The organism is Pigmentiphaga sp. NML080357 (genome assembly GCF_002188465.1).
In the GTDB taxonomy this organism is placed as follows: domain Bacteria; phylum Pseudomonadota; class Gammaproteobacteria; order Burkholderiales; family Burkholderiaceae_B; genus Pigmentiphaga.
Genome location: NZ_NINW01000017.1, coordinates 1 through 21,981 on the forward strand (window position 1 = coordinate 1; position 21,981 = coordinate 21,981).

Below are 21,981 nucleotides of genomic sequence, written 5' to 3' on the forward strand. Positions count from 1 at the left end.
AGTGGATGTGGTCCTACAATCACGAGCGCCCGAACATGGCCCTGGGCGGATTTACCCCGAAACAGCGGCTCGCCATGGCCGCATAGCGTTCCTACTTCTGGCAAACGCTAAAAATGGGGGGATTACCCAGCCGGATGGCTGCTTCCAGGATTTCTACCGACACCGTTTTCATGACGCACCCGGAAACCGGCACTCCCGCCAGGTTGTGCAAACCGCCCGGCAGCGGCAGCACATCGGTCAACAGCAGGATCCGCTTGGGCCGCAAGGTCTTGTGTATCTCCATGAGGAGATGCCAGTCGGAGTCCATCGCCGACGACACGCCATAAATCAGAAGATCGACCCCGATGGCAGCGGGATCCGCCTTGGAAATATCGTCGTAATCTAACTCGACGATCTCCCAGAGTTCTCCCAGCTTGTTCACTATCTGCCATAAACCGAGACGTAGTAACGGATGAGATTCCATCAGGACTATTTTTCCCATCACTTCCTCTGTTTCTAAATGGGCGCCTGCCCGCATCAACATCGGTACCCACTAAAAGACCAGCGCCGCATCCAATTATTTTTTGTTACAACTGTCTCAAAATCGCGGAATTGCGTCACTATCCGGTGGCGGACAGTGATTGGATTCTTTACAGTGGAATAAAATGAGGTAACCCCGAAGAAAAGGCGTTCCTACGAATCCGGAAACTTCAAGAATGAGTCATTCCGCTTGAAGTGGCCTTTTTCGTTAGTTGTAGCACAACACCGATACGATATGCGCATTTCCGCGCGAGTATGTGTCGACCTCCCCTCGCGTCTTGGTTACGAAGATATATCATCTTGTGCGATATACGCATGATTAGACCCATTACTTAGTTCATCGGGATGAAACCGAACGGCGGAGGAAAACCGGCCGGACTATTCCATATATGCAAAGTCGAAAACGGTATGCCCGCCATGGCTGTGCCAATGATGCATGGCTGAGTTGTTTTTACCGACGAATTGCGCGTAATGAACAGTTCCGTCGCTTTCCCGATATTCCAGCGGGGTTAGTTTCTCGATACGGTTAAGGGATATCCCTTTGCCATATTGGCAAAAACCCTGATATTGCGCGCAGCGGATAATATCGCCTGACGGCGACACCACCAGGCCGGCATTCCGGGCTTTCGCCGGACTGCGCACCACCGGGTTTGCCGCATGCGGCCGCCAGTCCGTCGCCGTGGGCGAAGATGCGTAGAACGCAAACAACTCGTCGCAATGGCTCAGCCCATCGGTCCTGTCGATATTGGTCAGCAGCCACCAATACTCCCCGTGCTGGAACACGATGGTGTCCACCGCCGATATATCCCGCATCAAGGTGCATTCGAGTTTCCATTTCATCGGAAACTCCTCGCATTTCCATAGTTCGATACTGCGGTTGCCGCAAGTTTCGGGGACCATGTAAGTGGCACCCTGGTATTCGAACACGAAGGGAAACGAGAGGTGGTACGGTAGATTCAGGACGTCGCCGAGCAGTTCGAAGCGGCCGTCGCGGTAGGTGGCTACGGCGATTCGTCCCTTGCGCTCATTGAAGTCGTAGTCCTCGAAGAAAATGTAGGGGCGGTTGTCGCGCATGTGCACGAAGGGATCGGCAAAGAAACGGCCTTTCGGCGGCGTGAGGACGAGCGCGTCCGACGCCATGGCCTGCGCCCCCATCGAGGGGAACATGCCTATCCGCCATCGCATGTTCCGGTTCATCAGACGGCGCATCGTCAGCACGGCGGCCAGCCAGACCTGCCTTGCGAGATAGCTGGCCCCATCCCACTCCGTGGGGTGGCCTGTGGGCAGGGCCGTGTCGATGCGCGGGACCGGATCCGTGTACCGCTGCGGCGCCGCCACCGCGAGGCAGCAAAGGGCATCGCAAATGATCAGCTTGCCCAGGTCGAAGGCGCGGGCCTGGTTCTTCAGCCAGAATGCCTCGGTATTGAAGCTGCGCTTTTCTATCGGCTCGTCGTCCTCGGGACGTTCGGCCAGCCACCACAGGGTCTCCACCGTATGGTCGGCCCGGCGCAGGACTTCCCAGAAGCCGGCGTACCTGCCCGACCCCGCGTCGGTCGCGCAATACGAGAGGCACCAGGTTCCGATCCGCGCCGCCCCCTGCAACTGGTCGCGCGCAACGGGCAGGCCGTCGGGCGCGATGATCAGGTCGAGCTCCAGTCCGCGCAGCGCCTCCGCCGCATTCGACTTGGGCCATAGGCCTATAGGCTTACTCTCGACGCTCGGCAGCAGGCGTATGTCCTGGCTCTTGAGCAATGCACGCTGCCTCTCGGTCAGCACGCGCTGCTCCATCTGGATCAGGGCTTTCATCAACGGGCCGTTCCTGCGCGTCCAGCCGGCACGTATCGGACGATGGGGCGCCACAAGGATCGCAGCCAGCTCGAAGTCTCGACGCTGCACGATCCATTCAATGAGATCACACACCCATCCGGGCTGCTCGTAGGCATCAACCAACAGCGCAATCCTCGCTATGCTCATTGCCGCACCCGCGCTCTGGAGTCAAGTCACACTGTGGATACTGCTTGCTTTCCCATGTGCTTTCCAGCCTGCGCACGTCCTAGGGCGAATGCCCGGGACAACAGAGGAAATGCTCCCCATGCAATACGACACGCGCTTGAAGAAGCCGTATAAACACCTCCTACACACGTCCTAGTTCGCGGGATTACCCTAGCGCGCATGCCGTCACGCCGCTGTCACGCGTAGCACGTCTGCATTAGCTCTCCATACGCCAACCCCTCCGCCGTCTCGGCGCTCTGATTTAGGGCCGATGCGCGATGGTTAGGCAACCGTTCGAAGCGATACGTTAGGCCCCATGTCAAACCTTGCCAAAAGGCTACGAGCCGAAAGGCATTCATGGGGGGAATCATGGAAGAGACGAGCGTGATATCGGACGCGCAGGCCGCGCTGTACCAGAGACAGGGATTCCTCACGCTGGAGGGCATATGTCCGCCCGAAGAGATCGAATTGATCCGCACCACCTTGCTGGATCTGTTCAAGAACCGGACCGGATACGACGAAGGCGCGCAGTACGACTTCGTCAGCCGCGACGATCCTTCCAAGCCGGCGAAATTCCCCAGCATGCACGATCCGCGGCACTATGCGCCCGCGCTGCTCAAGACCCGCTACCACCAGCATGCCCTGGCGCTGGCCCGGCAGTTGCTGGGAGAGGACGCCGCCTTGTACGGCGAACATGCCCTGCTCAAGCCCGGCCTGACGGGTCCGGAGACCCCCTGGCATCAGGACGAGGCCTTCCGCTCCCCCGACTTCGAGTACAAGGAACTGAGCATCTGGCTCGCGCTGCAGCCGGTCACCGAGGAAAACGGCTGCATGCAGTTCATTCCCGGCTCGAACAAGTACGAAGTCCTGGAGCATCGCTCGCCGGGGGGCGACAAGAGCCTGCACCCGCTGGAGTGCTGCGCGGACTTTCCGCGCGAACTCGCGGTACCCGCGCCCCTGCAGGCGGGCGATGCGACCGTTCATCACATGCGCACCCTGCACTACACCGCGCCCAATACTTCGCCGGCGCCCCGCCTCGCCTACATCCTGATCTTCAACACGCCTCCCGTCTACAAGCCCGGCAGGCGCGAGTTCCCCTGGCTCGAAGGCCGGTGGACGGACAGCCAGACACGGCGCAAGCAGTGGCACAAGCGCGGCGGACTGGCCATCGAAGTCATGCGGCGGCTTCCTTCGGCCCGCCTGACCAGCCCGAGATGGATGGCCTGGGCGACGATACGGGCCGTCAACAAGGTCCTGCGGGGCAAGCGGCAGCCCGCCTCCGGCGGCGAGGCACCGCCCAAGGAAGTCGCCTGAACCTGGTCTTCTCCGGCCCCCCCTCCGGCCGGAACCCGCACGGTGCTGCGGCCTCCCGTCTCCCCCTACAATGGGGCCCCGAGGCTGCGGCGCCCCTTCCCGGCGCGGATGGCCTCGGGCAACGCGAGGCTACACGTGTCTTCAGACCCCTTGACCGGCAGGCTCGATCGCCCTGTCGACGACGCCAACGACCATGTACTCGGCCCGCCCGGCGCCGAGATCACCCTCGTCGAATACGGCAGCTATGCCTGCCCGTATTGCCGCGCGGCCAACGAGCGCATCGCCGAGATCCGCCACCAGCTCGGCGACCGCCTGCGGTACGTCTTCAGGCACTATCCGCTGCCCGGCAGCGACATTGCCCGCAGGGCGGCCGAACTGGTCGAACACGCCCAGGATCCCAGGCGCTTCTGGGATGCCCACGTCGCGCTGATGACGCACTCCAAGACCTTGACCGAGGACGATCTCGAACTGGTCGCCGGCGAGCTGGGCGTAACCGGCGCGGCGCCAGCCGAAGCGGCCCAGGCCGATGCGCGCGCCCGGGCCCGCGTCGAGGCGGACGTCCAGAGTGCCCGGGCCAGCCGCGTGATGGTGACGCCCACCTTCTTCATCAACGGCCGCCGCTACGATGGCCCCTGGGACGACAGCTCCTTCACCGACGCCATGTTGCGGACGCCCGGCCACCGCATCCGCAGCGTGGCGCAGGATTTCGCCGGCTGGGCGCCGTCCGCCGGCGTGCTGCTCCTGCTGGCTGCCGCCCTGGCCGTCCTGCTCACCAACTCAGGACTGGGCACGACCTTCGCGGCCTTCTGGGAACGCCCGCTGGCGGTTTCATTCGGGCAGGACGGATTCGGCATGTCGCTGCTGCACTGGATCAACGACGGCCTGCTGACGATCTTTTTCCTGGTCGTGGGACTCGAGATCAAGCGCGAATTCACCGTGGGCCACCTGGCCAACCTGCGCGCCGCCGCGCTGCCGGTGGCGGCGGCGCTGGGCGGCATGTTCGTGCCGGCCCTGCTCTACTGGCTGTTCACTCCCAGCGGGCCATGGTCGCACGGCTGGGGCGTGCCCATGGCCACGGATACCGCTTTCGCGGTGGCGCTCATCGCCATGATGGGCAACCGCGTCCCGGCCGCGCTGCGGGTCTTCCTGACGGCGGCGGCCATCGTCGACGACATCGGCTCCATCGTCGTGGTGGCCCTGTTCTATTCGGGTTCGCTAAGCCTCGGCTACCTGGCCGCGGCCGCCGCCTTGGTGGCAGTCCTGGCACTGCTCAACCGGTCACACATCTACCGCGTAGCGCCCTATGCCCTGGTCGGCATCCTGCTCTGGGCCTGCGTGCACGCGAGCGGCCTGCACGCGACGATGGCGGGCGTCCTGCTGGCGCTGTTCATCCCTACCCGGCCTCCTCCCAACCTCGCGAGCCTGGTGGCCCAGGCCGACGCGATCCTGACGGCCGAAGCCCGCCGCAGCGGCGAAGTCCTGCGGCATGGGCCGTCGCTGCCCGCGCTGGCAGCCTTCGACGCGATCCACGACCGGCTGGAGTCGCCGGCAGACCGGCTGCTGCGGACCGCGGGCGCGCGCTCCAGCTACGTCGTGCTGCCCTTGTTCGCCCTCGCCAATGCCGGCGTGGCGATCGCCCCGGACATCCTTTCCGGCCATGAGCCCCTGGCCATGGCCATCATCGCCGGACTGGTGATCGGCAAGCCGCTCGGCCTGTTCTCCGCGTCGGTACTGGCCGTCCGGCTGGGCATCGCACGCAAGCCGGCCGACTACTCCTGGCGCCAGCTGCTGGGGGCCGGCGCACTGGCGGGGATAGGCTTCACGATGTCGCTGTTCATCGCCGGCCAGGCCTTCCCGGAGAATACGGATTTCGCCGCGGCGAAGGTCGCCGTGTTCATCGGCTCCATCCTGTCCTCCCTCGCCGGCGTGGCCATCCTGTGGAACGCCGGCCGGACGGGGCCGGCCGACGCGGATTAGCCGCTCGCTCCGGCGCTCATTTCAGCGCCGGCAAGTGCCTGGGCCGGATATCCGACGGCGGCGTATAGGCCGCGGCTCGGACCGACTGGAGCGGTCTTGCCGCGGATGCGCCGCGAATGCCCCCGAGGTCGTTCGCGTAACGCAGCGTGGCCGCGGCGACCGCGTCCGAATTCAGATCGAGCACCGCCAGGTCCAGGTTCGCCAGGCCATCGCAGGCAGCGTGATAGCACGGGTCAAACGCGATGCCCGCCGTTCCGCCCCATCGCGCCGCATCGTCTGCCGTCTTGATGTCCTCGCCACCAGAGAAGATGCCGCCCGCCGGAATGCCCTGCCGGATGAAGGGACCGTAATCGGAGCGTCCATCGAAGTCCGTACCCTTGAAGGCCTTGCCGCGGGCCGCATAGAAAGCCTCGAAGAACTTTTCGATGGCCCCGGCCCCCTCCGGCCCGGGCCCCTCCCCGATGCCGTCCGAATCGTCGCCGTCATAAATGAAGTAGCCCGCATTGGGCGACGCGATCATGTCGAAATTCAGGTACAGCGCAATCTTCGCCAATGCATCCGGCTCGAGCCGTTCGACGTAATCCGTCGCGCCTAGTATGCCTATCTCCTCCGCCCCCCAGAGCGCAAAACGTACCTTGTGCCGGGGCGTCACCCTGGCCATCTGCACGGCCGTCTCCAGGATCGCGGCCGAGCCGCTGCCGTTGTCGTTGATGCCCGGCCCGTCGAGGACAGAATCCAGATGCGCACCCGCCATCACTACGTGGTCCGGATCGCCGGCCCGGCTCTCGGCCAGGACATTGAAGGTCGTTCCCCGTTCGCGCCGCGTCGTCGCGGCCATACGCAGCGCCAGGCCCGGCGTGCCGGCCAGTTGTCTTCCCACGGCCTGCGAGACCTCCAAGACCGGCAGGTCGGCGGTGAAGCCCTCGCCCAGCGAACCGTGCACCGGCCCTTCCGCATTGTTGTAGACCACCACGCCGGCGGCGCCTGCGGCAAGGGCCAGCGACGCCTTCTGGCTGAAATCGCAGCCGCCGCGCTCGATGAGCACGATATTGCCCGCGGGAAAACCGGCAAAATCCGCGGCGGCGCACCCTGGTCCAGCCAGCGCGGTCACGCTCGCCGTCACGTCGCCGGAGCCGGAATACGGCATGACCTCATGCGCGAAATCGGCGCCGGGCAGCGGCGCCATCTGCCGCAGCACGCTGCCGCCGAGATCGTCGAAACGGACGAAGCCGAACTCTGAACGCGTGACGACATATCCGGCATCGCGCAGCACCTTCTCGGCATACGCGCCCGACGCCTCGTACCCCGCCGATCCCGCCGCGCGGTGGCCGCCGTTGGCCTTGGCGATGCGGTCGAACTCGCGCAAGTGCGCCAGCACGCCGTCCAGCGTGACGCAGGCCAGGAGCTTGTCCTCGGTATCGTTCACCTGCTGCGCACAAGCCTGTGCCGGTGCCACGGCTCCGTCGCCGCCGCAGGCCGCTAGCACTAGTGCCGAGCCGGCCACGGCCGCCAGGCGGCCGGCCAGGAAGATGCCAATTCAATGGAATATCCTTGAAGAATCGGGAAAAGAGAGCCAAGGGCGGACCTCGCCGCGCCCTACCTCCGCTGGGCGCGGATTGTAACGGAAAGTTTCAATAGAAACCTTGCCCTGTCCCGCCATCCCGGCGCCGGATCCGCGCGCCCGCAGCCGGCGTGCGGATCTGATGGACGCCGCCGAGCGCCTGTTCCTCAAGAAAGGCGTTGCGGCCACCAGCATCGACGACATCACTGCCGGCGCCCTCACTGGTGTACCCTCCTGTCGCTGCGCGACATCCCCCCCGAGGGAGGGAGCGCGCCCTTCGGACGGCCGGGCGGGCGCGCTCAGGCCCTCTTGATGCCAGCGGCCTTCCCTACCCGCCCAGGCCGAACATCAGCGAGCGGTGGGTTGCCGCGCCAGCCATCGCGCCATCGCCCACCGCCAGCGGCACCGAGCCGGCGGCCCGTGCCAGGTCGCCGCATGCGAACACGCCGGGCACCGTCGTCGCCTTCATGGGATCGGTCTTGACGACCGCGCCCAACGGTCCTTCCTCGAGCGCGCAGCCCAGTTGCGCCGCCAGTCCGGAAGGCCGCACGCGCGTCGCCACGAACAGGCCGTCCAGCGCAATTGCCCTGCCGTCCGCCATGATCACCTCCAGGCCGTCGCCATCCAGCCGCGACACGGCCCCGCTCTCGACCCGCACGCCTCGCGACTGCAACTGCGATCGCTGCTGCGCGTCCGGCTCGAAGACCTCGTTCAGGAAGAAGGTCGTCGTCCCCCAGTCGGGCAGCATCAAGGCCTGGTGCATCGACATTTCGGAAGTGGCGAGCACGCCGATGCGGCCCTGCTGCAGCTCATAGCCGTGGCAATAGGGGCAATGGAAGACGTGCTTGCCCCAGCGCTCGGCCAGTCCGGGAACCGGAGGCAACTCGTCCTCGACGCCGGCGGCCAGGATGAGGCGGTGCGCCGCTTGTACGGCTCGCCCGTCCACCGACACCAGGAAGCCCTCGGCATCCCGCCGCACGCTATCGACGCGGCCATCCATCCAGGCGACGGTTTCGTACTTCATGAGCTGGGCCCGGCCTTGCGCGGCGATCTGGTCGGGTTCGACGCCGTCCTGCGTCAGGAAACCGTGGGAGCGGGCCGCGAACCGGTTGCGCCGCTTGCCCGCGTCGACCACGAGTACCTTGCGCCGTGCGCGTGCGAGCGGCAGCGCTGCCGACAAGCCCGCGTAGCTGCCGCCGATGATGATTACGTCGTAGTCCATGTCCACGCTCCCTGAGCAATCATGATACTTTTAATGATACATGATTGACCGGCCGGCGTGGCGAGCGGATTGCAATGCCCGGCATGCGCCGGGCCGCTCAGGCGTGGGAATGCGCGTGTGCAGCCGCCGGATGCGTGGAGCAAAGCTGGTCGAATTCGGCCGCAAGGTCGGCCAGGGTCACGGCACCGAGCCGCCTTGTCAGCAACTCCTCCGCCTGTCGCAAGGCATCGGCAAGGGCGGCGTTGACGACCCGTTCCACCGCACAGTCGGGATTGTCCCGGTCGGCGCCAATCGCGAAGAGCCTCGGGCCACCCACGGCATGGTGGATGTCCAGCAGCGTGACGCGGCGCAGATCGCAGGCCAGGCGCCAGCCGCCGTGGTGTCCCTTCTCCGACTGCACGTAGCCGGCCTTGCGCATGCCCGCCATGGTCCTGCGCACGACGGCGGCATTCGTTCCCAGCATGGCGGCGATCTGTTCGGACGTCATCGGCCGATCGTTCCGTGCCATGTGCAGCAGGACGTGCAACATCCGGGAAAGGCGGCTATCTGTTCTCACGCGTCGGTCTTGCGGTATCGGGAAGCGGATGGATCGAGTCTCCCAACGATACCGCATCTGCCCTGTCCCCGTCGGCTGCGCAACGCGCCGGCTTTCAGCCTGCGGGCCTGCCGATGCCGTCCAGCTCGGACAGCGCGTCGGCCGGCAGCGCCAACGACGCCGCTGTCAGGTTCTCGCGCAGATGGGCCAACGAAGACGTGCCGGGGATGAGCAGGATGTTGGGCGAACGCGCCAGCAGCCACGCCAGCGCCACCTGCATCGGCGTGGCTTCCAGCCGTGCCGCGACCTTGGACAGGATTCCGGACTGGAGCGGCGTGAAGCCGCCGAGCGGGAAGAACGGAACATAGGCGATCCCCTGTCTGGCAAGATCGTCGATGAACACATCGTCCGCACGATGCGCGAGGTTGTAGTGATTCTGCACGCACACCACTTTCGCGATACCTTGGGCCTGCGCCACTTGCGCGGGCGTGGCGTTGCTCAGGCCCAGATGCCGGATGAACCCTTGTCGCTGCAGCTCCGCCAAGGCGGTGAAGGGCGCTTCGATCGAGCCTTCGGACGGCGCATGGACGTCACCCATGAGGCGCAGGTTCACCACGTCCAGCACGTCGAGACCGAGATTGCGCAGGTTGTCGTGCACGGCACGGGCGAGCTCGGCCGGGCTTTGCGCGGGATTCCACGACGCATCGGCCCCGCGTACGGCACCGACCTTGGTCACGATGACGAGGTCCCGGGGATACGGATGCAGCGCTTCCCGGATCAATTGGTTCGTAATATGCGGGCCGTAGAAATCGCTCGTATCGATGTGATCCACGCCCGCTTCCACCGCAGCGCGCAGCACGGCCAGCGCCGCGCCGCGGTCCTTCGGCGGTCCGAATACGCCGGGACCCGCCAACTGCATGGCGCCATAGCCCATGCGGGTCACGCTGCGGTCGGCCAGCGGGAAACGGCCTGCTTGCTTCAAGTCGGTCATGCGGTTTCTCCAGAAGGTAGCGAAGAATCCCCGCCACTATAGGCATTGACCTGCCGATCGATAATCCTATGTAATCGATACAGGTTGTGCGGAATTTCGAACAATGTCCTCTCCTCCCCTGCAAGACCTGTTTGCGTTCCTGGCCGTGGTGCGGGCCAAGGGTTTCCGCGAAGGAGCCCGCGCCACCGGCACCTCGGCCTCGAGTCTGAGCGAAGCCATCCGGCGCTTGGAATCCCGGCTGGGCGTGCGGCTGCTCCATCGCACCACGCGCAGCGTCGCCCCCACCGAAGCCGGCGCACGCCTCGTCGAACGGTTGGTGCCCGCCTTGGGCGAGGTGGAAGCCGCGCTCGACGTCGTCAACAATTTTCGCGACCGTCCGGCGGGAACGCTCCGCCTGAACGTACCGGCCAGCGCTTCCCGCCTCGTCCTGGCGCCCTTGGTCACGCCGTTCTTGCGGGCCTACCCCGACATCAAGCTGGAAGTCATCGTCGAAGACGGATTCGTGGACCTGCTGGCCGCCGGCTGCGACGCCGGCATCCGCTACGACGAACGGCTGGAGCAGGACATGATCGCCGTGCCCATCGGCCCCCGCCGCCAGCGATTCGCCACCGCCGCGGCGCCCGCCTACCTCGAAGCCCGGGGGCGGCCGCGACACCCGCGCGACCTGCTCCGCCATGCCTGCCTGCGCGGCCGGTTCGCCAGCGGCGCCATGCCGGCCTGGGAATACGAGCGCAAGGGGCAGGTCGTACGGGTGGACCCCAGCGGCCCGCTGCTCGTGAACGTGAGCGGCGGAGTAGACCTGGCCGTGGACGCCGCGCTGGACGGCCTGGGCATCATCTATCTGTTCGAAGGCTGGCTGCAGCCCCATCTGGACAGCGGCGCGCTGGAACCCGTGCTCGAACCATGGTGGCAGAGCTTCACCGGACCGTTCCTGTACTATCCGGGCCGCCGCCACCTCCCCTCGCCGCTGCGCGCGTTCATCGATTTCATCAAGGACCGCGGGACGTGGGAACCGCCGGGCAAGACCGGCCGCAAATAGGCGAGGCAGGCGGTCCTTCACTGCGGCGGAAGTCCCATATCGTTATGGCGGACGATCTTGCCACACTACTATTCAATATTTGTTGTATTATTGAATTATGCAAGAACCCCAAGTCATTTCCGCTCTCGCCGCCCTCGCTCACCCGCAACGCCTGCGAATATTTCGCGCCCTGGTCGTTGCCGGCCCGGAGGGGCTCACGCCCAGTACGCTTGCCGAGCAGCTCGACGTCGCCCGCAACACCCTCTCTTTCCACCTGAAGGAGCTGGCCCATGCCGGCCTCGTCACCATCGAGCAGCAGGGCCGCAACCTGATCTACCGCGCCGAATACGCCCGGATGAACGAGCTCATCGGCTACCTGACCGAGCACTGCTGCCAGGGCGGCGTCTGCGAGGTCTCCTCGACCGCGGCATGCTGCTGAGGGACCACCATGACCGGACATTTCATGCCGGCGCCGCAAGCGGCCGCCTCCTCGATGAATCTCTTCGAGCGTTACCTGACCGTCTGGGTCCTGTTGTGCATCGTCGCCGGCATCGCGCTGGGGCAGATGGCGCCCGACGCGTTCCAGGCCATCGGGCGCATGGAAGTGGCCCAGGTCAACCTGCCCGTGGGATTGCTGATCTGGATCATGATCGTTCCCATGCTGCTCAGGGTGGATTTCGGAGCGCTCGGCCAAGTGCGACGGCACTGGCGCGGCATAGGAGTGACGCTGCTGATCAACTGGGCCGTCAAGCCCTTCTCGATGGCGCTGCTGGCCTGGCTGTTCATCCGCCATGTTTTCGCCGCCTGGCTCCCGGCCGACCAGCTCGACAGCTACATCGCCGGCCTGATCCTGCTGGCCGCCGCGCCTTGCACGGCCATGGTGTTCGTCTGGAGCCGACTGACTGGCGGCGACCCCGTCTTTACGCTGTCCCAGGTCGCCTTGAACGATGCCATCATGGTGTTCGCCTTCGCGCCCATCGTGGGCCTGCTCCTCGGACTCTCGTCCATCATCGTGCCATGGAATACGCTGCTGATCTCGGTAGCACTCTATATCGTGATCCCGGTCGCCATCGCCCAGGCATGGCGCCGTGCGCTGCTGCGCCGCGGCCAATCCGCCTTCGAGCGCGCGCTGGCACGCATCGGCCCGCTGTCCATCGCCGCGCTGCTGCTGACGCTGGTGCTGCTGTTCGCCTTCCAGGGCCAGGCGATCCTGCAACAGCCGCTGGTCATCGCCATGCTCGCGGTCCCCATTCTCATCCAGGTGTTGTTCAACTCGGGGCTGGCCTACTGGCTCAACCGCAAGGTGGGCGAAAGGCACGACATAGCGTGCCCTTCGGCGCTGATCGGCGCCAGCAACTTCTTCGAACTCGCCGTGGCCGCCGCCATCGGCCTGTTCGGGTTCCATTCCGGTGCGGCGCTGGCGACCGTGGTCGGCGTACTGATCGAAGTGCCGGTCATGCTGCTGGTGGTACGCGTGGTCAATCGCTCGCGCGGCTGGTATGAACGCGGTATGCCCCAAACTGATTCCTGCGAGACAGCCTCATGAACGACATCACGATCTACCATAATCCCGCCTGCGGCACGTCGCGCAACGCGCTGGGCCTGATCCGCAACAGCGGCGCCGAACCGATAGTCATCGAGTACCTGAAATCGCCTCCCACCCGGGAAACCCTGAAAGCCCTGATTGCGGCGATGCAAGTGCCGGTGCGCGAGGTACTGCGCGTCAAGGGCACGCCGTATGAGGAACTCGGCCTGGGCGATCCCAAGTGGACCGACGAACAACTGATCGACTTCATGCTGGAACACCCCATCCTCATCAACCGGCCCATCGTGGTCACGCCGTTGGGAACGCGGCTGTGCCGGCCCTCGGAAGCCGTGCTCGATATCCTTCCCCAGCCGCAGCAAGGCGCCTTCAACAAGGAAGACGGCGAGCCCGTGATCGACAAGGATGGCCAACGTGTGCGGACCTGAGACTCGTCTTCCCGGCATCGACACCGCGCTGTCCCGCCGCATGCGGCAGGAGGCCATTTGATGCCGGCGGACATGGAAAGACACGATAGCGCGTGGCGGGTCTTCCTCGCCTTCCTGCGACTGGGCTTGACCTCTTTCGGCGGACCCATCGCCCACTTGGGCTATTTCCGTGCGGAGTTCGTCGAACGCCGCCGCTGGCTGGACGACCGCAGCTATTCGGACCTGGTGGCGCTGTGCCAATTCCTGCCTGGGCCGGCCAGCAGCCAGGTCGGCATGGCGCTGGGCCTCGGGCGCGCGGGCTGGCCCGGCATGCTGGCGGCCTGGGTGGGATTTACGCTTCCTTCGGCCCTCATCCTGATGCTGTTCGCCTATGGCATGAACGAATACCAGGTGCTGGCCGATTCGGGCTGGGTGCACGGACTCAAGGTCGTGGCCGTGGCGGTGGTGGCACAGGCGGTCTGGGGCATGGCCAGGGCGCTTTGCCCGGACCGGTTCCGGGCAGGACTGGCGATCCTGGCCGCCTTGATCACACTCGCCCTGCCCTCGGCCGTAGGGCAGGTCGCAGCCATTGCCCTTGCCGGCATGCTCGGCCGCATCGCGCTGCAATCATCCCCACCAGACGTCTTACAGGCCGCCTCGTACCCCATCTCTCGCAAGCTGGGGTTCGCAGCCCTGCTGCTGTTCCTGTTGCCCCTCGCCATCCTGCCGATCTGGGCGGCGGCCGGCGGCTCGCCCACGATCGCCTTGCTGGAAGGATTCTATCGGTCGGGCGCCCTGGTCTTCGGCGGCGGCCACGTGGTGCTGCCGCTGCTGCAGGCCACGGTGGTTCCCACCGGCTCGGTGGGCAATGCCGAATTCCTTGCCGGCTACGGCGCGGCGCAGGCGGTGCCCGGTCCGCTGTTCACCTTCGCCGCCTACCTTGGGACCATCGCCCGCGGCCCGCTGCAGGGCTGGCCGGGCGGCCTCGTCATGCTGCTCACGCTTTTCCTGCCGGCCATGCTGGTGCTCGTCGCGGCCCTGCCGTTCTGGGAACGGCTGCGCCAGCGCCCGGACGTCCAGACCACCATGGCGGGCGTCAACGCAGGCGTGGTCGGTATCCTGCTGTCCGCGCTCTACGACCCGGTGTGGACCAGCGCGGTCCACAGCCGCGCGGATTTCGGCCTGGCGCTGGCCGCCTTCGGACTGCTGGTGCATGGGCGCATGCCGCCCGTCCTGGTGGTAGGTTTGGCGGCGCTAGGCGGATGGGCGCTGGCGGCGGACTAGCGGCCGCCTCTCTTCCCGAATCCTCTCTAGATACTAGTAATTTTTTTCTTACTTACGTTAGAAAATTTTGACACGAGGCACCATCCACCCGTAAACTAAATCTGACAGGAGGAGGTAACACGCTTTGGCCAACACTGGCGATCAACTGCTGGAGAGGATATCGGCGCTGGCCAACCCGCATCGTCTGCGGATCGTCGCGGCCTTGAGCACCAACGGCCGCACCTATATCAGCCAACTCGCCCGCGAGCTCGGCATGAGCCGCCCGCTCATGCACCTCCACTTGCGCAAACTCGAGGAGGCCGGACTGGTCAAGAGCCGGCTGGAGCTCTCCGAGGATGGCAAGGCGCTTCACTATTTCGAGGTGGCGGACTTCCGCATCGATCTCACTCCGCCTGCCATTGCAAGGGCAGTACGCACGCTGGCCTCCCCCACTGGCAAGTCCGATCCCTGAAGGAAAAGCAATGACAGACAAATCCGTGGTGTTTCTGCTCATCACCGTTCTCGCGCTGGCGACGTGCATCGCCGTTTTCGGCATGAAGTACTTCTCCGGCGCGCGCCAGGCGCGCCTGCGCGCCGCCGGCGAAGACGCTTATCGCGAGTTGGCCGCCAAAGCGGTGAAGGCGCAGGAGGAAAGCGCCGCCGCGCTGACCGCGCTCAAGCAGCACACCGCGACGATTGAAACCCGGCTCGCCCATGTCGAGAGGGTCTTGAAGGAGGTCGAATGACCACCCCGGAGGCGCGTGCCGAGGAGCATCGGCAACTGCGATGGATGCGGGCGGTCTCGCTGCTCGAAGGCAGCACCCTGCTGGCCCTGGTCTTGGTAGCCGTACCGTTGAAGCACCTGGCCGGCGTGCCCATGGCCACCCGCATCATGGGGCCGATCCACGGGTTGGCCTTCCTGCTCTATGTGTGGATGCTCGCCAGGACGGTCTGCGCCGGGGGATGGCCCCGTTCCGAAATGATACGGCTGGTCGCCGCCGCATTCATTCCCTTCGGCGCATTCATCAATGAGCGAAGGCTGGCGCGGCGCCAGGCCGTGCTCGCGGCGTGCGACTAAGGAGCGGCCATGATCTATCCCTGGCTCAAGGCCTTGCACGCCGCCACCGCGCTTACCTGGACTGGCGGGCTCCTGGCGGCGGCGATGGCCATACAGGCCTGCGCCGGCGCGAAGGTGCCGGCGGATACGGCCGACCGTCGCCGCGCCCTGGACACCGTCCGCCGCTGGGATCGCCATGTAACCTCGCCCGCGATGCTGCTGGCCTGGGTGCTGGGAATCGCCATCGCGATACAAGGAGAATGGTTCGGCTCCCTCTGGCTGGCCATCAAGCTGGGTTTCGTCGTCTTCCTCTCCGCGATGCACGGATTGGCCACGGGAACGCTGAAGCGACTGGCTCTCGGCAGCCTGCCCTCCCCGTCGTCTGCGCTGCGCCACATTCCGGCGGCAACCGTGGCGAGCATCGCCGTCATTGCCGTGCTCGCCGTCGTCAAGCCGTTCTGACGGCCCCCCTCCCTGCATTCACGGCTGCGTGCACGCCACGCGCCGCGTGGCCGACGCCGGCGTCGCCTTCAAGGTCAACGCCCAGAATGCGAGCGTCAACGCGCTGATGCCGGCACCCATCAGGCAAACACCCGTCCAGCCGGCATGCGCGTACACGATCGTCGAGAACGACGAGCCGAGCGCGCTGCCGATGGAATAAAACACCATGTAGGCGGCGGTCAGGCGGTTCTGCGCCTCGGGACGCACACGATAGATCATGCCCTGGTTGGTCACGTGGGTGGCCTGCAAGCCGAAATCGATCACGAAGACGCCGACGATCAGCCATGCTATCGAATGCGGCAACAGCGAGATGGGCAGCCACGCCAGAAGCATGAGGCCGAGCGCGATGCCGGTCGTGCGCTGGCCATGGCCCTGGTCGGCCCAGCGCCCCGCCCTCGCGGCCCCCAGGGCGCCCGCCGCGCCGGCCAGGCCGAACAGGCCGATTGCCGTATGCGACAGCGAGAACGGCGGCGCGCTCAGCGGCAGCACCAGCGGCGCGAGCAGCGTCGTGATGTTGGCGAAGATCAGCATGGCGATGATCGCGCGTATGCGCAGCACGGGCTCCTCGACGAAGAGCGTCAGGAGCGAACCGATCAGCCGCGGATACGATATCGACGCCCGTGGCCGTTGCTGCCGCGGCAACGTCTTGTACAACAGCGCCGCGATTACCAGCGTCAGGATGGCGGAGACAATGTAAACCGTACGCCATCCGGATAGATCGGTCAGGGCCCCCGCAACCGTCCGGGCCAACAGGATGCCGAGGACGATCCCGCTCGTGACCACGCCCACCACTTGTCCACGCGCGGCGGGCTGCGCCAGGCTTGCCGCATAGGCGACCAGCGCCTGCGTGACGACCGCCAGCAACCCGACCGCCGCCATCGACGCGAGCAGCATCGCGCCGGAGCCCGACAGGCCGACGCACAGCAGGGCCAGCACGGACAGCAGCGATTGGCCAATGATGAGTTTGCGCCGGCCCACGAGATCGCCCAACGGCACCAGCAGCACGAGTCCCAGGCCGTAGCCGAGCTGGGTCGCTCCCACGATGAGGCCCGCCAGCGTGCGCGACAGCCCCAGGTCGTCCGCCATCACGTCGAGCAGAGGATGCGCGAAATAGGCGTTCGCCACGGCCAGCCCGCTCGCCACCGCGAACAGCAGCGTCACCGGCCGCGTCAGCGACAGAGCGGTCGGCGCGGCTGCCTCGCCACTTGGCGCGGGGTGCCCGGGCGGAACATCGGCTTGCACGGCGCCGGCGGGCGCCCTTCCCTTCGAATCCATCGCAACCTCGTCATTGGTTTTATAACGAAACCAAAATGACGATACCGAATTCGGTTTTATAATGCAACAATTATCCGAAAACCCCGCCAATGCTGCCGGAGCTGCACGATGGTCGGACGAAAAAGCCTGAAGGGCGACTACTGCCCCAGCGCCCGCGCCTTGGATGCGATCGGCGACTGGTGGTCGCTCCTGATCGTGCGCGATGCCTTCGATGGCTTGACGCGATTCAGCGAATTCCAGAAGAGCCTGGGCATCGCCAAGAACATCCTCTCGGACCGCCTGCGGACCCTGACCGCGCGTGGAATCCTGGAACTCGTGCCCGCTGCCGAAGGCGGCGCGCGCATGGAGTATCGCCTGACCCCGATGGGGCGGGACCTCTTCCCCGTGATGGTCGCCCTCCGGCAATGGGGCGAACGGCACCTGTACGAACCGGACGAAGAACATTCCGTTCTGGTCGATCGGGAAACCGGCCAGCCGGTGCGGCTCGACGTCCGGGCGCAGGATGGCCGGGAAGTGGGCCCCGACGACACCGTGATCCTGCGGGTTCCGGAGCAGACTGACGAGGAACCTGGCCAGCGCTAGCGCACCGGCAGAAAGGAAAACAGAAAGAGGTTCTGGGCGTAGTTGATGCCCAGCCGCCGCGAGTTCTCGCCCAGCAGGTTCGCGATCAGGTCCAGGCGTCCGATGATCGCCCCGAACTCGCGCTCGAAGCTCAGGTTCACCTGCGTGTCCGTCCATTCGTTGGCCAGCAGCAAGGGAGCTCCCTGCGCATCGCGGCGGCTGCCGAGCAGCCAGGCAGCCGCTTCGACGTTGCGGGCGGCGTTGTAGACGCGTTCGCCATCGAGCAGGTCGAAGGCGTAGAAGCGCGTCTTGCCGTCATGGGCCGTGACGATGGTGTCGGCCATCCCGTAGATGAACGCGGCGACGCGGTCGCCGGTGTAGGCGGGATCGAGCGATACGGCAAGGATCTCGATATCGCGCAATCCCTCCAGGCCCGCGGGCGGCGTGCGGGCATCGATGGACAGGCGGACCGCTTCGGCCGCGGCCGCGAGACTCGGCTTGCCGGACTTGCGCCATTCGCGCGGATTCCGCTTGTAGAGCTTGGTCATCAGAGACATCAGGCTCGACAGGTTGTCGCGCATGGCGATGGTCAACGTCCGGTTGAAATCCGTCTGCGCCATCTGGTCCGAGGACATTTCCTCGGTGCCGCGCGCGTCGTGGCCCGCGCGCGGCAATGCTGGGTACTGGGCACAGCCCGCCACGATGGCGCACGCCACCGCGATCGCGCCGGCCTTCCTGAGACGGGTCATGCGGATTCCGTTTTTCGCGTTGCCGCGAGAATAACCCATTGGACGCTCAGGCCGGCGACCGCGCTCCTTCGCCCGGCGACTCCCCTCCCTCATCCACGGCCTTGTCCAGTTCGTTGCCCAATACATCGCCGGAGGGCCTGGCACGTTCGGCGGCCAGTCCGCGCAGCGTATGTCCGGGCGCGCGCGCGAGCCCCGGCTCGCCGGGCTGCTCGGCTTGCAGCACGACATTCGCCGGCGGCGCGTAACCCTCTTTGTCCTGTCCGAAATACACCACCATGTGCGGATACGGCAGCTCGATGCCGGCCGCGGCGAAATGCTTCTTCACCAGCCGGTTGTAGCCGCGCTGCACGGCCCACTGCATGCCCGGCTTGGTCTTGATCAGCACGCGTATGGTGGCGCCCTTTTCGTTGACGGCCGTCACGCCCGGAATGGTGATGTCCTCCAGGATCTCGGGCGCCAGCACCTCGTCGGTCATCAGCTCGGCGAAGGCATTGCGCAGGTGCTGCATGGCGTCGTCCACGCTTTCCCGGTGCGAGATGGTGTACTCGCCCAGGTGATAGGAGAAGTCCCGCATGTGATTGGCCACCACGTCCACCGACGAGAACGGCACCAGGTGGTAGCCGCCGTCCAGCGTGCGTATGCCCACCGACCGGATCGTCATTTTCTCGACGGTGCCGAACACGCCGGCCACCTGCACGACGTCGTTCTCGTTCATGCCGTTCTCGAGCTGGATGAAGACGCCGGTAATGATGTCCTGCACGAGTTTCTGGGCGCCAAAGCCCACGGCCAGCCCGACCACGCCGGCGCCGGCGATCAGCGGCGCCACGTCGATGCCGATCTGCGACAGCACCACCATGACGGTCATCGTCACGATCACGATCAGCGCGGCATTGCGGAACAGCGAAAGCAGCGTCTTCTCGCGCGCGGTGGGCATCGCCCCGCCTTCCCGCAGGTTCAGCCGGTGCTCGATGATGCTGGCGACCACCGTCCATGCCAACGCCGCGATCAGCAGCACGATAGCCACATTCACCGCCACGCCGATGGCGGCCGCGCCGGCGCCCGAAGCGATCCAGTGCGACAAGTCGAACGCGCGCCAGGCGTCCAGGACCAGCAGCAGGACGACGACGCGCACTACCCAGCCGGCGATCCGCAGCGCCGCCGGGACATACGAATTCAGCCGGCTCTCGAGCATGGGCAGGCGCGCGCGCAATTCGTCCGACACGCGTATGGGCTTGGCCAGCAGCGCGTTCAACAGGACGATGGCCAGGCTGCCCACGCCCATCGCCAGCAGGGTCTGCAGCGTGGCTGCGACCATGAAGGGCAGCGCATTGGTCGGATCGATCTGGCTGACCACCAGGAGCACGGAAAAATAGCCGATGCCCAGCCAATGCCAGATCCGCGCCAACAGGCGCGGCGACGTGCCCAGGAACGTCGCCGTGCGCGATCCGCTGCGCTCGAGCTTCTCGCGCACGCGCAGGCGATTGCGCCAGATGACGCGCACCGCGTAGACGTAGACGCCCAGCATGATGACCAGTCCCGTCAGCCGGCCCAGGGCCGGGGACAAGGCGGCGGACACCACCGGGTCGACCAGCATCGTCCCATAGCCCGCCGCCATGACCAGCACGATCAACCACCCGTTCCAGTACCTGGCCATGTCGTCCGACATCGGCAGCAGGCGCAAATGCGGATGCCGCGTCGAAAACACCGTACGAACCAGGACCTTGGTGATCTCGACCGCCAGGAAAGCTTTGAGGAACACCGCCACCAGCGGATCGACCGCACCGCCTCCGGGACCGCCATACACGCCCACGCCGTAGGCCGCCGCGGCGGCCAGCAGCACCACCAGCACGTCGATGATCAAGGCGCCGACGATGGCGCCCGCGCGGCGGTAGAGCACGTGCATGCCGACCGGCACGCCGGCCCGGGGCGACGCCGTGGCGTCCCATCCCAGGCTGGCCACCCAGTTGTCGATACGCCGATAGATCCATAGCGCGATCAAGCGCATCAGCACGAAGGCCACGACGGCGGTCGCTGCCGCCACGGCCAGCCTGCGCAAGGCTTGCGCCGTCTCGCCGCTCGCCAGGCGCAGTCCATCGCCCGCCACCGCCGCCTTTATGTCCGCGGCTCCCTGTGCCAGGTCGGACACCAGCCCCGAAAGGAAGCGCTGCGTACCGTCGGCAAGGCGCTCTCGCCATGTCGGACCGTCCGGGTCGGCGGCCGCGCCGGACGCCGGCCTTGCCTGGGCCTGTGCGGAAGCCGGCTCGTGCGCGCGCAATTGGTCGATGAGCGCCTGGCGGCTTTCGGGGTTCTCGAGCAGGTCCGCCAAGGCGGCCGGCGTCGGGGTCGACACCGATGATGCGCCCTCGGCTTGAGCCGCCATCGCGACGCGGCTCGCGGCCAGCGCGAATACCAGGCACAACAGCAAGGCGACGTGGACCGACCAGGGCTTCGACAGCCTGCGACGACTCAGCGAAACGTCGCGGTTTGATTGCAAGGGAAGAATGGATGCTGTCGTTGCGAGTCGAACCACTAGGAGGTCTCCGGATCGGGAAAACAGATATCTTGGCGAAGCATGGCGCGGCCCTGCCCCGGGCTGCGCCGGGACAGGGTAAAACAGCCTGCGCGAGGAAACAAATCAAGTGCGGGCCACCAGCAGCTCTTCCGCATTGGCCGGCGGCCGCAAGCCGTCCGTCCGGCCCGCGAAGTAGCGCTGGGTCAGCTCGGCCGCCGACACGTGCCGGCTTTCGCCAAAGCCTGCTTCGCGGGCCAGAGCCAGGATTTCGGGTGGCGAGAAAAAGCTCAGGAACGGCGTGCCGCTGGCTTGCGCGCCCTTCACCGCCATCTCCAGTCCCGGGCGCACGTCGGGGTCGGACAGCTCCAGCGGCAGCAGGAAGGTCATGGCGAACGTCGAGCCCGGCGCCAGCGCCGCGACTTGGCGCAGCGTCGCCCGATTCGCATCTTTCGTCAGATACATGCTCACGCCCGTGGACACCACGACCGCCGGCTTGCCGGCATCGAAGCCCGCCGCCAGGAGCTGGTCCAGCCAGGATTGGCCCGCCTCGAAATCGACCGGCACGAACCGCAGCCACTCCGGGACACCGAAACCGAGCTCGGTCAGGCGCTGGCGTTTCCATGCCTGGGGACCTGGCCGGTCGATTTCGAATATCTTGAGGCGGGACGCCACTTCCGGCTTGCGTTGCGCGAAGCTGTCCAGGCCGGCCCCCAGGATGACATACTGGCCCAACCCGCGGCCCGCCTGCTCCACCACCAGGTCCTCGATGAAGCGGGCGCGCGCGACGATGGAAGCGCGAAAGGGCCGCGTGAATTCCTGGTCCATGTCTCCGCGGCGCTGCCAGCCCTGCTCCGGGGCCAGCAGCTGAAGACCGACCTTGTCTTCCAGCACATGGGGCGGCGGATCGATTTCCACATGCAGGGCGCGCCACAAGGCAACCCGCGCCGCCGTGCTGTCCGGTATTGCATCTTGCTCGTCGCTCAT

Annotated in this window: 22 protein-coding genes; 12 read left to right on the top strand and 10 right to left on the bottom strand. The window is 66.0% G+C overall.

Annotated elements, in window-relative coordinates; all coding sequences use genetic code 11:
* Positions 1–91: 91 nt before the first annotated feature.
* Together CDO44_RS04045 and CDO44_RS04050 are read right to left on the bottom strand one after the other, a co-directional pair.
* Positions 92–463, bottom strand: a complete 372-nt coding sequence (locus tag CDO44_RS04045) for a hypothetical protein (RefSeq protein ID WP_144389467.1) — start codon at positions 461–463, stop codon at positions 92–94.
* A 434-nt stretch (positions 464–897) separates the two neighbouring features.
* Positions 898–2,469: a hypothetical protein gene (locus CDO44_RS04050; RefSeq protein ID WP_233146036.1), complete on the bottom strand. Its 1,572-nt coding sequence runs from the start codon at positions 2,467–2,469 to the stop codon at positions 898–900.
* A 411-nt stretch (positions 2,470–2,880) separates the two neighbouring features.
* Here CDO44_RS04050 and CDO44_RS04055 point away from each other — a divergent pair, with 411 nt between their 5' ends.
* Together CDO44_RS04055 and nhaA are read left to right on the top strand one after the other, a co-directional pair.
* On the top strand, positions 2,881–3,825 hold the full coding sequence (locus CDO44_RS04055; protein ID WP_087779219.1) for a phytanoyl-CoA dioxygenase family protein: 945 nt from the start codon (positions 2,881–2,883) through the stop codon (positions 3,823–3,825).
* 135 nt (positions 3,826–3,960) lie between these two features.
* Positions 3,961–5,802 carry a Na+/H+ antiporter NhaA gene (nhaA, locus tag CDO44_RS04060; protein ID WP_233146037.1) on the top strand — a complete coding sequence of 614 codons (1,842 nt, stop codon included), beginning with the start codon at positions 3,961–3,963 and terminating at the stop codon, positions 5,800–5,802.
* A 16-nt stretch (positions 5,803–5,818) separates the two neighbouring features.
* Here nhaA and CDO44_RS04065 read toward each other — a convergent pair whose 3' ends face one another.
* The 4 genes from CDO44_RS04065 to CDO44_RS04080 form a co-directional block, all read right to left on the bottom strand.
* A complete protein-coding gene (locus CDO44_RS04065; RefSeq protein ID WP_144389468.1) occupies positions 5,819–7,258 on the bottom strand; it encodes a M20/M25/M40 family metallo-hydrolase in 1,440 nt (479 codons plus the stop codon).
* 433 nt (positions 7,259–7,691) lie between these two features.
* Positions 7,692–8,585 carry an NAD(P)/FAD-dependent oxidoreductase gene (locus CDO44_RS04070; protein WP_087779164.1) on the bottom strand — a complete coding sequence of 298 codons (894 nt, stop codon included), beginning with the start codon at positions 8,583–8,585 and terminating at the stop codon, positions 7,692–7,694.
* Positions 8,586–8,682: 97 nt separating this feature from the next.
* Positions 8,683–9,141 carry an Rrf2 family transcriptional regulator gene (locus CDO44_RS04075; RefSeq protein ID WP_087779166.1) on the bottom strand — a complete coding sequence of 153 codons (459 nt, stop codon included), beginning with the start codon at positions 9,139–9,141 and terminating at the stop codon, positions 8,683–8,685.
* Positions 9,142–9,235: 94 nt separating this feature from the next.
* The gene (locus CDO44_RS04080) at positions 9,236–10,111 is read right to left on the bottom strand and encodes an aldo/keto reductase family oxidoreductase (RefSeq protein WP_087779168.1); all 876 of its coding nucleotides are present in this window, start codon (positions 10,109–10,111) and stop codon (positions 9,236–9,238) included.
* A 103-nt stretch (positions 10,112–10,214) separates the two neighbouring features.
* Here CDO44_RS04080 and CDO44_RS04085 point away from each other — a divergent pair, with 103 nt between their 5' ends.
* From CDO44_RS04085 to CDO44_RS04125, 9 genes are all read left to right on the top strand, one after another.
* Positions 10,215–11,150 carry a LysR family transcriptional regulator gene (locus CDO44_RS04085; RefSeq protein WP_087779170.1) on the top strand — a complete coding sequence of 312 codons (936 nt, stop codon included), beginning with the start codon at positions 10,215–10,217 and terminating at the stop codon, positions 11,148–11,150.
* 97 nt (positions 11,151–11,247) lie between these two features.
* Positions 11,248–11,568: a helix-turn-helix transcriptional regulator gene (locus CDO44_RS04090; protein ID WP_087779172.1), complete on the top strand. Its 321-nt coding sequence runs from the start codon at positions 11,248–11,250 to the stop codon at positions 11,566–11,568.
* 9 nt (positions 11,569–11,577) lie between these two features.
* Positions 11,578–12,675, top strand: a complete 1,098-nt coding sequence (arsB, locus tag CDO44_RS04095) for an ACR3 family arsenite efflux transporter (protein WP_198951296.1) — start codon at positions 11,578–11,580, stop codon at positions 12,673–12,675.
* Positions 12,672–13,100 carry an arsenate reductase (glutaredoxin) gene (gene arsC, locus CDO44_RS04100; RefSeq protein ID WP_087779173.1) on the top strand — a complete coding sequence of 143 codons (429 nt, stop codon included), beginning with the start codon at positions 12,672–12,674 and terminating at the stop codon, positions 13,098–13,100. Before arsB ends, arsC begins: the two co-directional genes overlap by 4 nt.
* Positions 13,101–13,172: 72 nt before the next feature.
* Entirely contained in the window at positions 13,173–14,363 is a 1,191-nt protein-coding gene (gene chrA / locus CDO44_RS04105; protein WP_233146039.1) for a chromate efflux transporter, read from the top strand.
* Positions 14,364–14,487: 124 nt separating this feature from the next.
* Positions 14,488–14,814, top strand: coding sequence for a helix-turn-helix domain-containing protein (locus CDO44_RS04110; RefSeq protein WP_087779177.1), 327 nt, complete (start codon positions 14,488–14,490; stop codon positions 14,812–14,814).
* A gap of 10 nt (positions 14,815–14,824) precedes the next feature.
* Positions 14,825–15,088, top strand: coding sequence for a hypothetical protein (locus CDO44_RS04115; RefSeq protein WP_087779179.1), 264 nt, complete (start codon positions 14,825–14,827; stop codon positions 15,086–15,088).
* Positions 15,085–15,420, top strand: a complete 336-nt coding sequence (locus tag CDO44_RS04120) for a DUF3817 domain-containing protein (protein WP_087779180.1) — start codon at positions 15,085–15,087, stop codon at positions 15,418–15,420. Before CDO44_RS04115 ends, CDO44_RS04120 begins: the two co-directional genes overlap by 4 nt.
* Positions 15,421–15,429: 9 nt before the next feature.
* Complete coding sequence (locus CDO44_RS04125) at positions 15,430–15,861, top strand: CopD family protein (RefSeq protein WP_087779181.1); 432 nt, start codon at positions 15,430–15,432, stop codon at positions 15,859–15,861.
* Between the two features lie 18 nt (positions 15,862–15,879).
* Here the strand turns inward: CDO44_RS04125 and CDO44_RS04130 are convergent, their stop codons facing one another.
* Positions 15,880–17,175 carry an MFS transporter gene (locus tag CDO44_RS04130; RefSeq protein ID WP_087779182.1) on the bottom strand — a complete coding sequence of 432 codons (1,296 nt, stop codon included), beginning with the start codon at positions 17,173–17,175 and terminating at the stop codon, positions 15,880–15,882.
* A 108-nt stretch (positions 17,176–17,283) separates the two neighbouring features.
* Between CDO44_RS04130 and CDO44_RS04135 the strand changes: the two genes are divergently transcribed.
* Positions 17,284–17,757, top strand: a complete 474-nt coding sequence (locus CDO44_RS04135) for a helix-turn-helix domain-containing protein (RefSeq protein ID WP_087779183.1) — start codon at positions 17,284–17,286, stop codon at positions 17,755–17,757.
* Here the strand turns inward: CDO44_RS04135 and CDO44_RS04140 are convergent.
* From CDO44_RS04140 to CDO44_RS04150, 3 genes are all read right to left on the bottom strand, one after another.
* Positions 17,754–18,485, bottom strand: coding sequence for a hypothetical protein (locus CDO44_RS04140; RefSeq protein ID WP_087779184.1), 732 nt, complete (start codon positions 18,483–18,485; stop codon positions 17,754–17,756). The genes CDO44_RS04135 and CDO44_RS04140 overlap by 4 nt on opposite strands.
* Before the next feature lie 46 nt (positions 18,486–18,531).
* The gene (locus CDO44_RS04145; RefSeq protein WP_087779221.1) at positions 18,532–20,865 is read right to left on the bottom strand and encodes a mechanosensitive ion channel domain-containing protein; all 2,334 of its coding nucleotides are present in this window, start codon (positions 20,863–20,865) and stop codon (positions 18,532–18,534) included.
* A 255-nt stretch (positions 20,866–21,120) separates the two neighbouring features.
* Positions 21,121–21,981: a class I SAM-dependent methyltransferase gene (locus tag CDO44_RS04150; RefSeq protein WP_087779185.1), complete on the bottom strand. Its 861-nt coding sequence runs from the start codon at positions 21,979–21,981 to the stop codon at positions 21,121–21,123.

Bases quoted from the DNA above. Each gene is read 5' to 3' on its own strand.
- CDO44_RS04045 (WP_144389467.1), bottom strand. From the start codon at position 463: ATGGAATCTCATCCGTTACTACGTCTCGGTTTATGGCAGATAGTGAAC.
- CDO44_RS04055 (WP_087779219.1), top strand. From the start codon at position 2,881: ATGGAAGAGACGAGCGTGATATCGGACGCGCAGGCCGCGCTGTACCAG.
- CDO44_RS04070 (WP_087779164.1), bottom strand. From the start codon at position 8,585: ATGGACTACGACGTAATCATCATCGGCGGCAGCTACGCGGGCTTGTCG.
- CDO44_RS04080 (WP_087779168.1), bottom strand. From the start codon at position 10,111: ATGACCGACTTGAAGCAAGCAGGCCGTTTCCCGCTGGCCGACCGCAGC.
- CDO44_RS04085 (WP_087779170.1), top strand. From the start codon at position 10,215: ATGTCCTCTCCTCCCCTGCAAGACCTGTTTGCGTTCCTGGCCGTGGTG.
- CDO44_RS04090 (WP_087779172.1), top strand. From the start codon at position 11,248: ATGCAAGAACCCCAAGTCATTTCCGCTCTCGCCGCCCTCGCTCACCCG.
- arsB (WP_198951296.1), top strand. From the start codon at position 11,578: ATGACCGGACATTTCATGCCGGCGCCGCAAGCGGCCGCCTCCTCGATG.
- arsC (WP_087779173.1), top strand. From the start codon at position 12,672: ATGAACGACATCACGATCTACCATAATCCCGCCTGCGGCACGTCGCGC.
- chrA (WP_233146039.1), top strand. From the start codon at position 13,173: ATGGAAAGACACGATAGCGCGTGGCGGGTCTTCCTCGCCTTCCTGCGA.
- CDO44_RS04115 (WP_087779179.1), top strand. From the start codon at position 14,825: ATGACAGACAAATCCGTGGTGTTTCTGCTCATCACCGTTCTCGCGCTG.
- CDO44_RS04120 (WP_087779180.1), top strand. From the start codon at position 15,085: ATGACCACCCCGGAGGCGCGTGCCGAGGAGCATCGGCAACTGCGATGG.
- CDO44_RS04125 (WP_087779181.1), top strand. From the start codon at position 15,430: ATGATCTATCCCTGGCTCAAGGCCTTGCACGCCGCCACCGCGCTTACC.
- CDO44_RS04130 (WP_087779182.1), bottom strand. From the start codon at position 17,175: ATGGATTCGAAGGGAAGGGCGCCCGCCGGCGCCGTGCAAGCCGATGTT.
- CDO44_RS04135 (WP_087779183.1), top strand. From the start codon at position 17,284: ATGGTCGGACGAAAAAGCCTGAAGGGCGACTACTGCCCCAGCGCCCGC.
- CDO44_RS04140 (WP_087779184.1), bottom strand. From the start codon at position 18,485: ATGACCCGTCTCAGGAAGGCCGGCGCGATCGCGGTGGCGTGCGCCATC.
- CDO44_RS04145 (WP_087779221.1), bottom strand. From the start codon at position 20,865: ATGGCGGCTCAAGCCGAGGGCGCATCATCGGTGTCGACCCCGACGCCG.
- CDO44_RS04150 (WP_087779185.1), bottom strand. From the start codon at position 21,981: ATGAGCGACGAGCAAGATGCAATACCGGACAGCACGGCGGCGCGGGTT.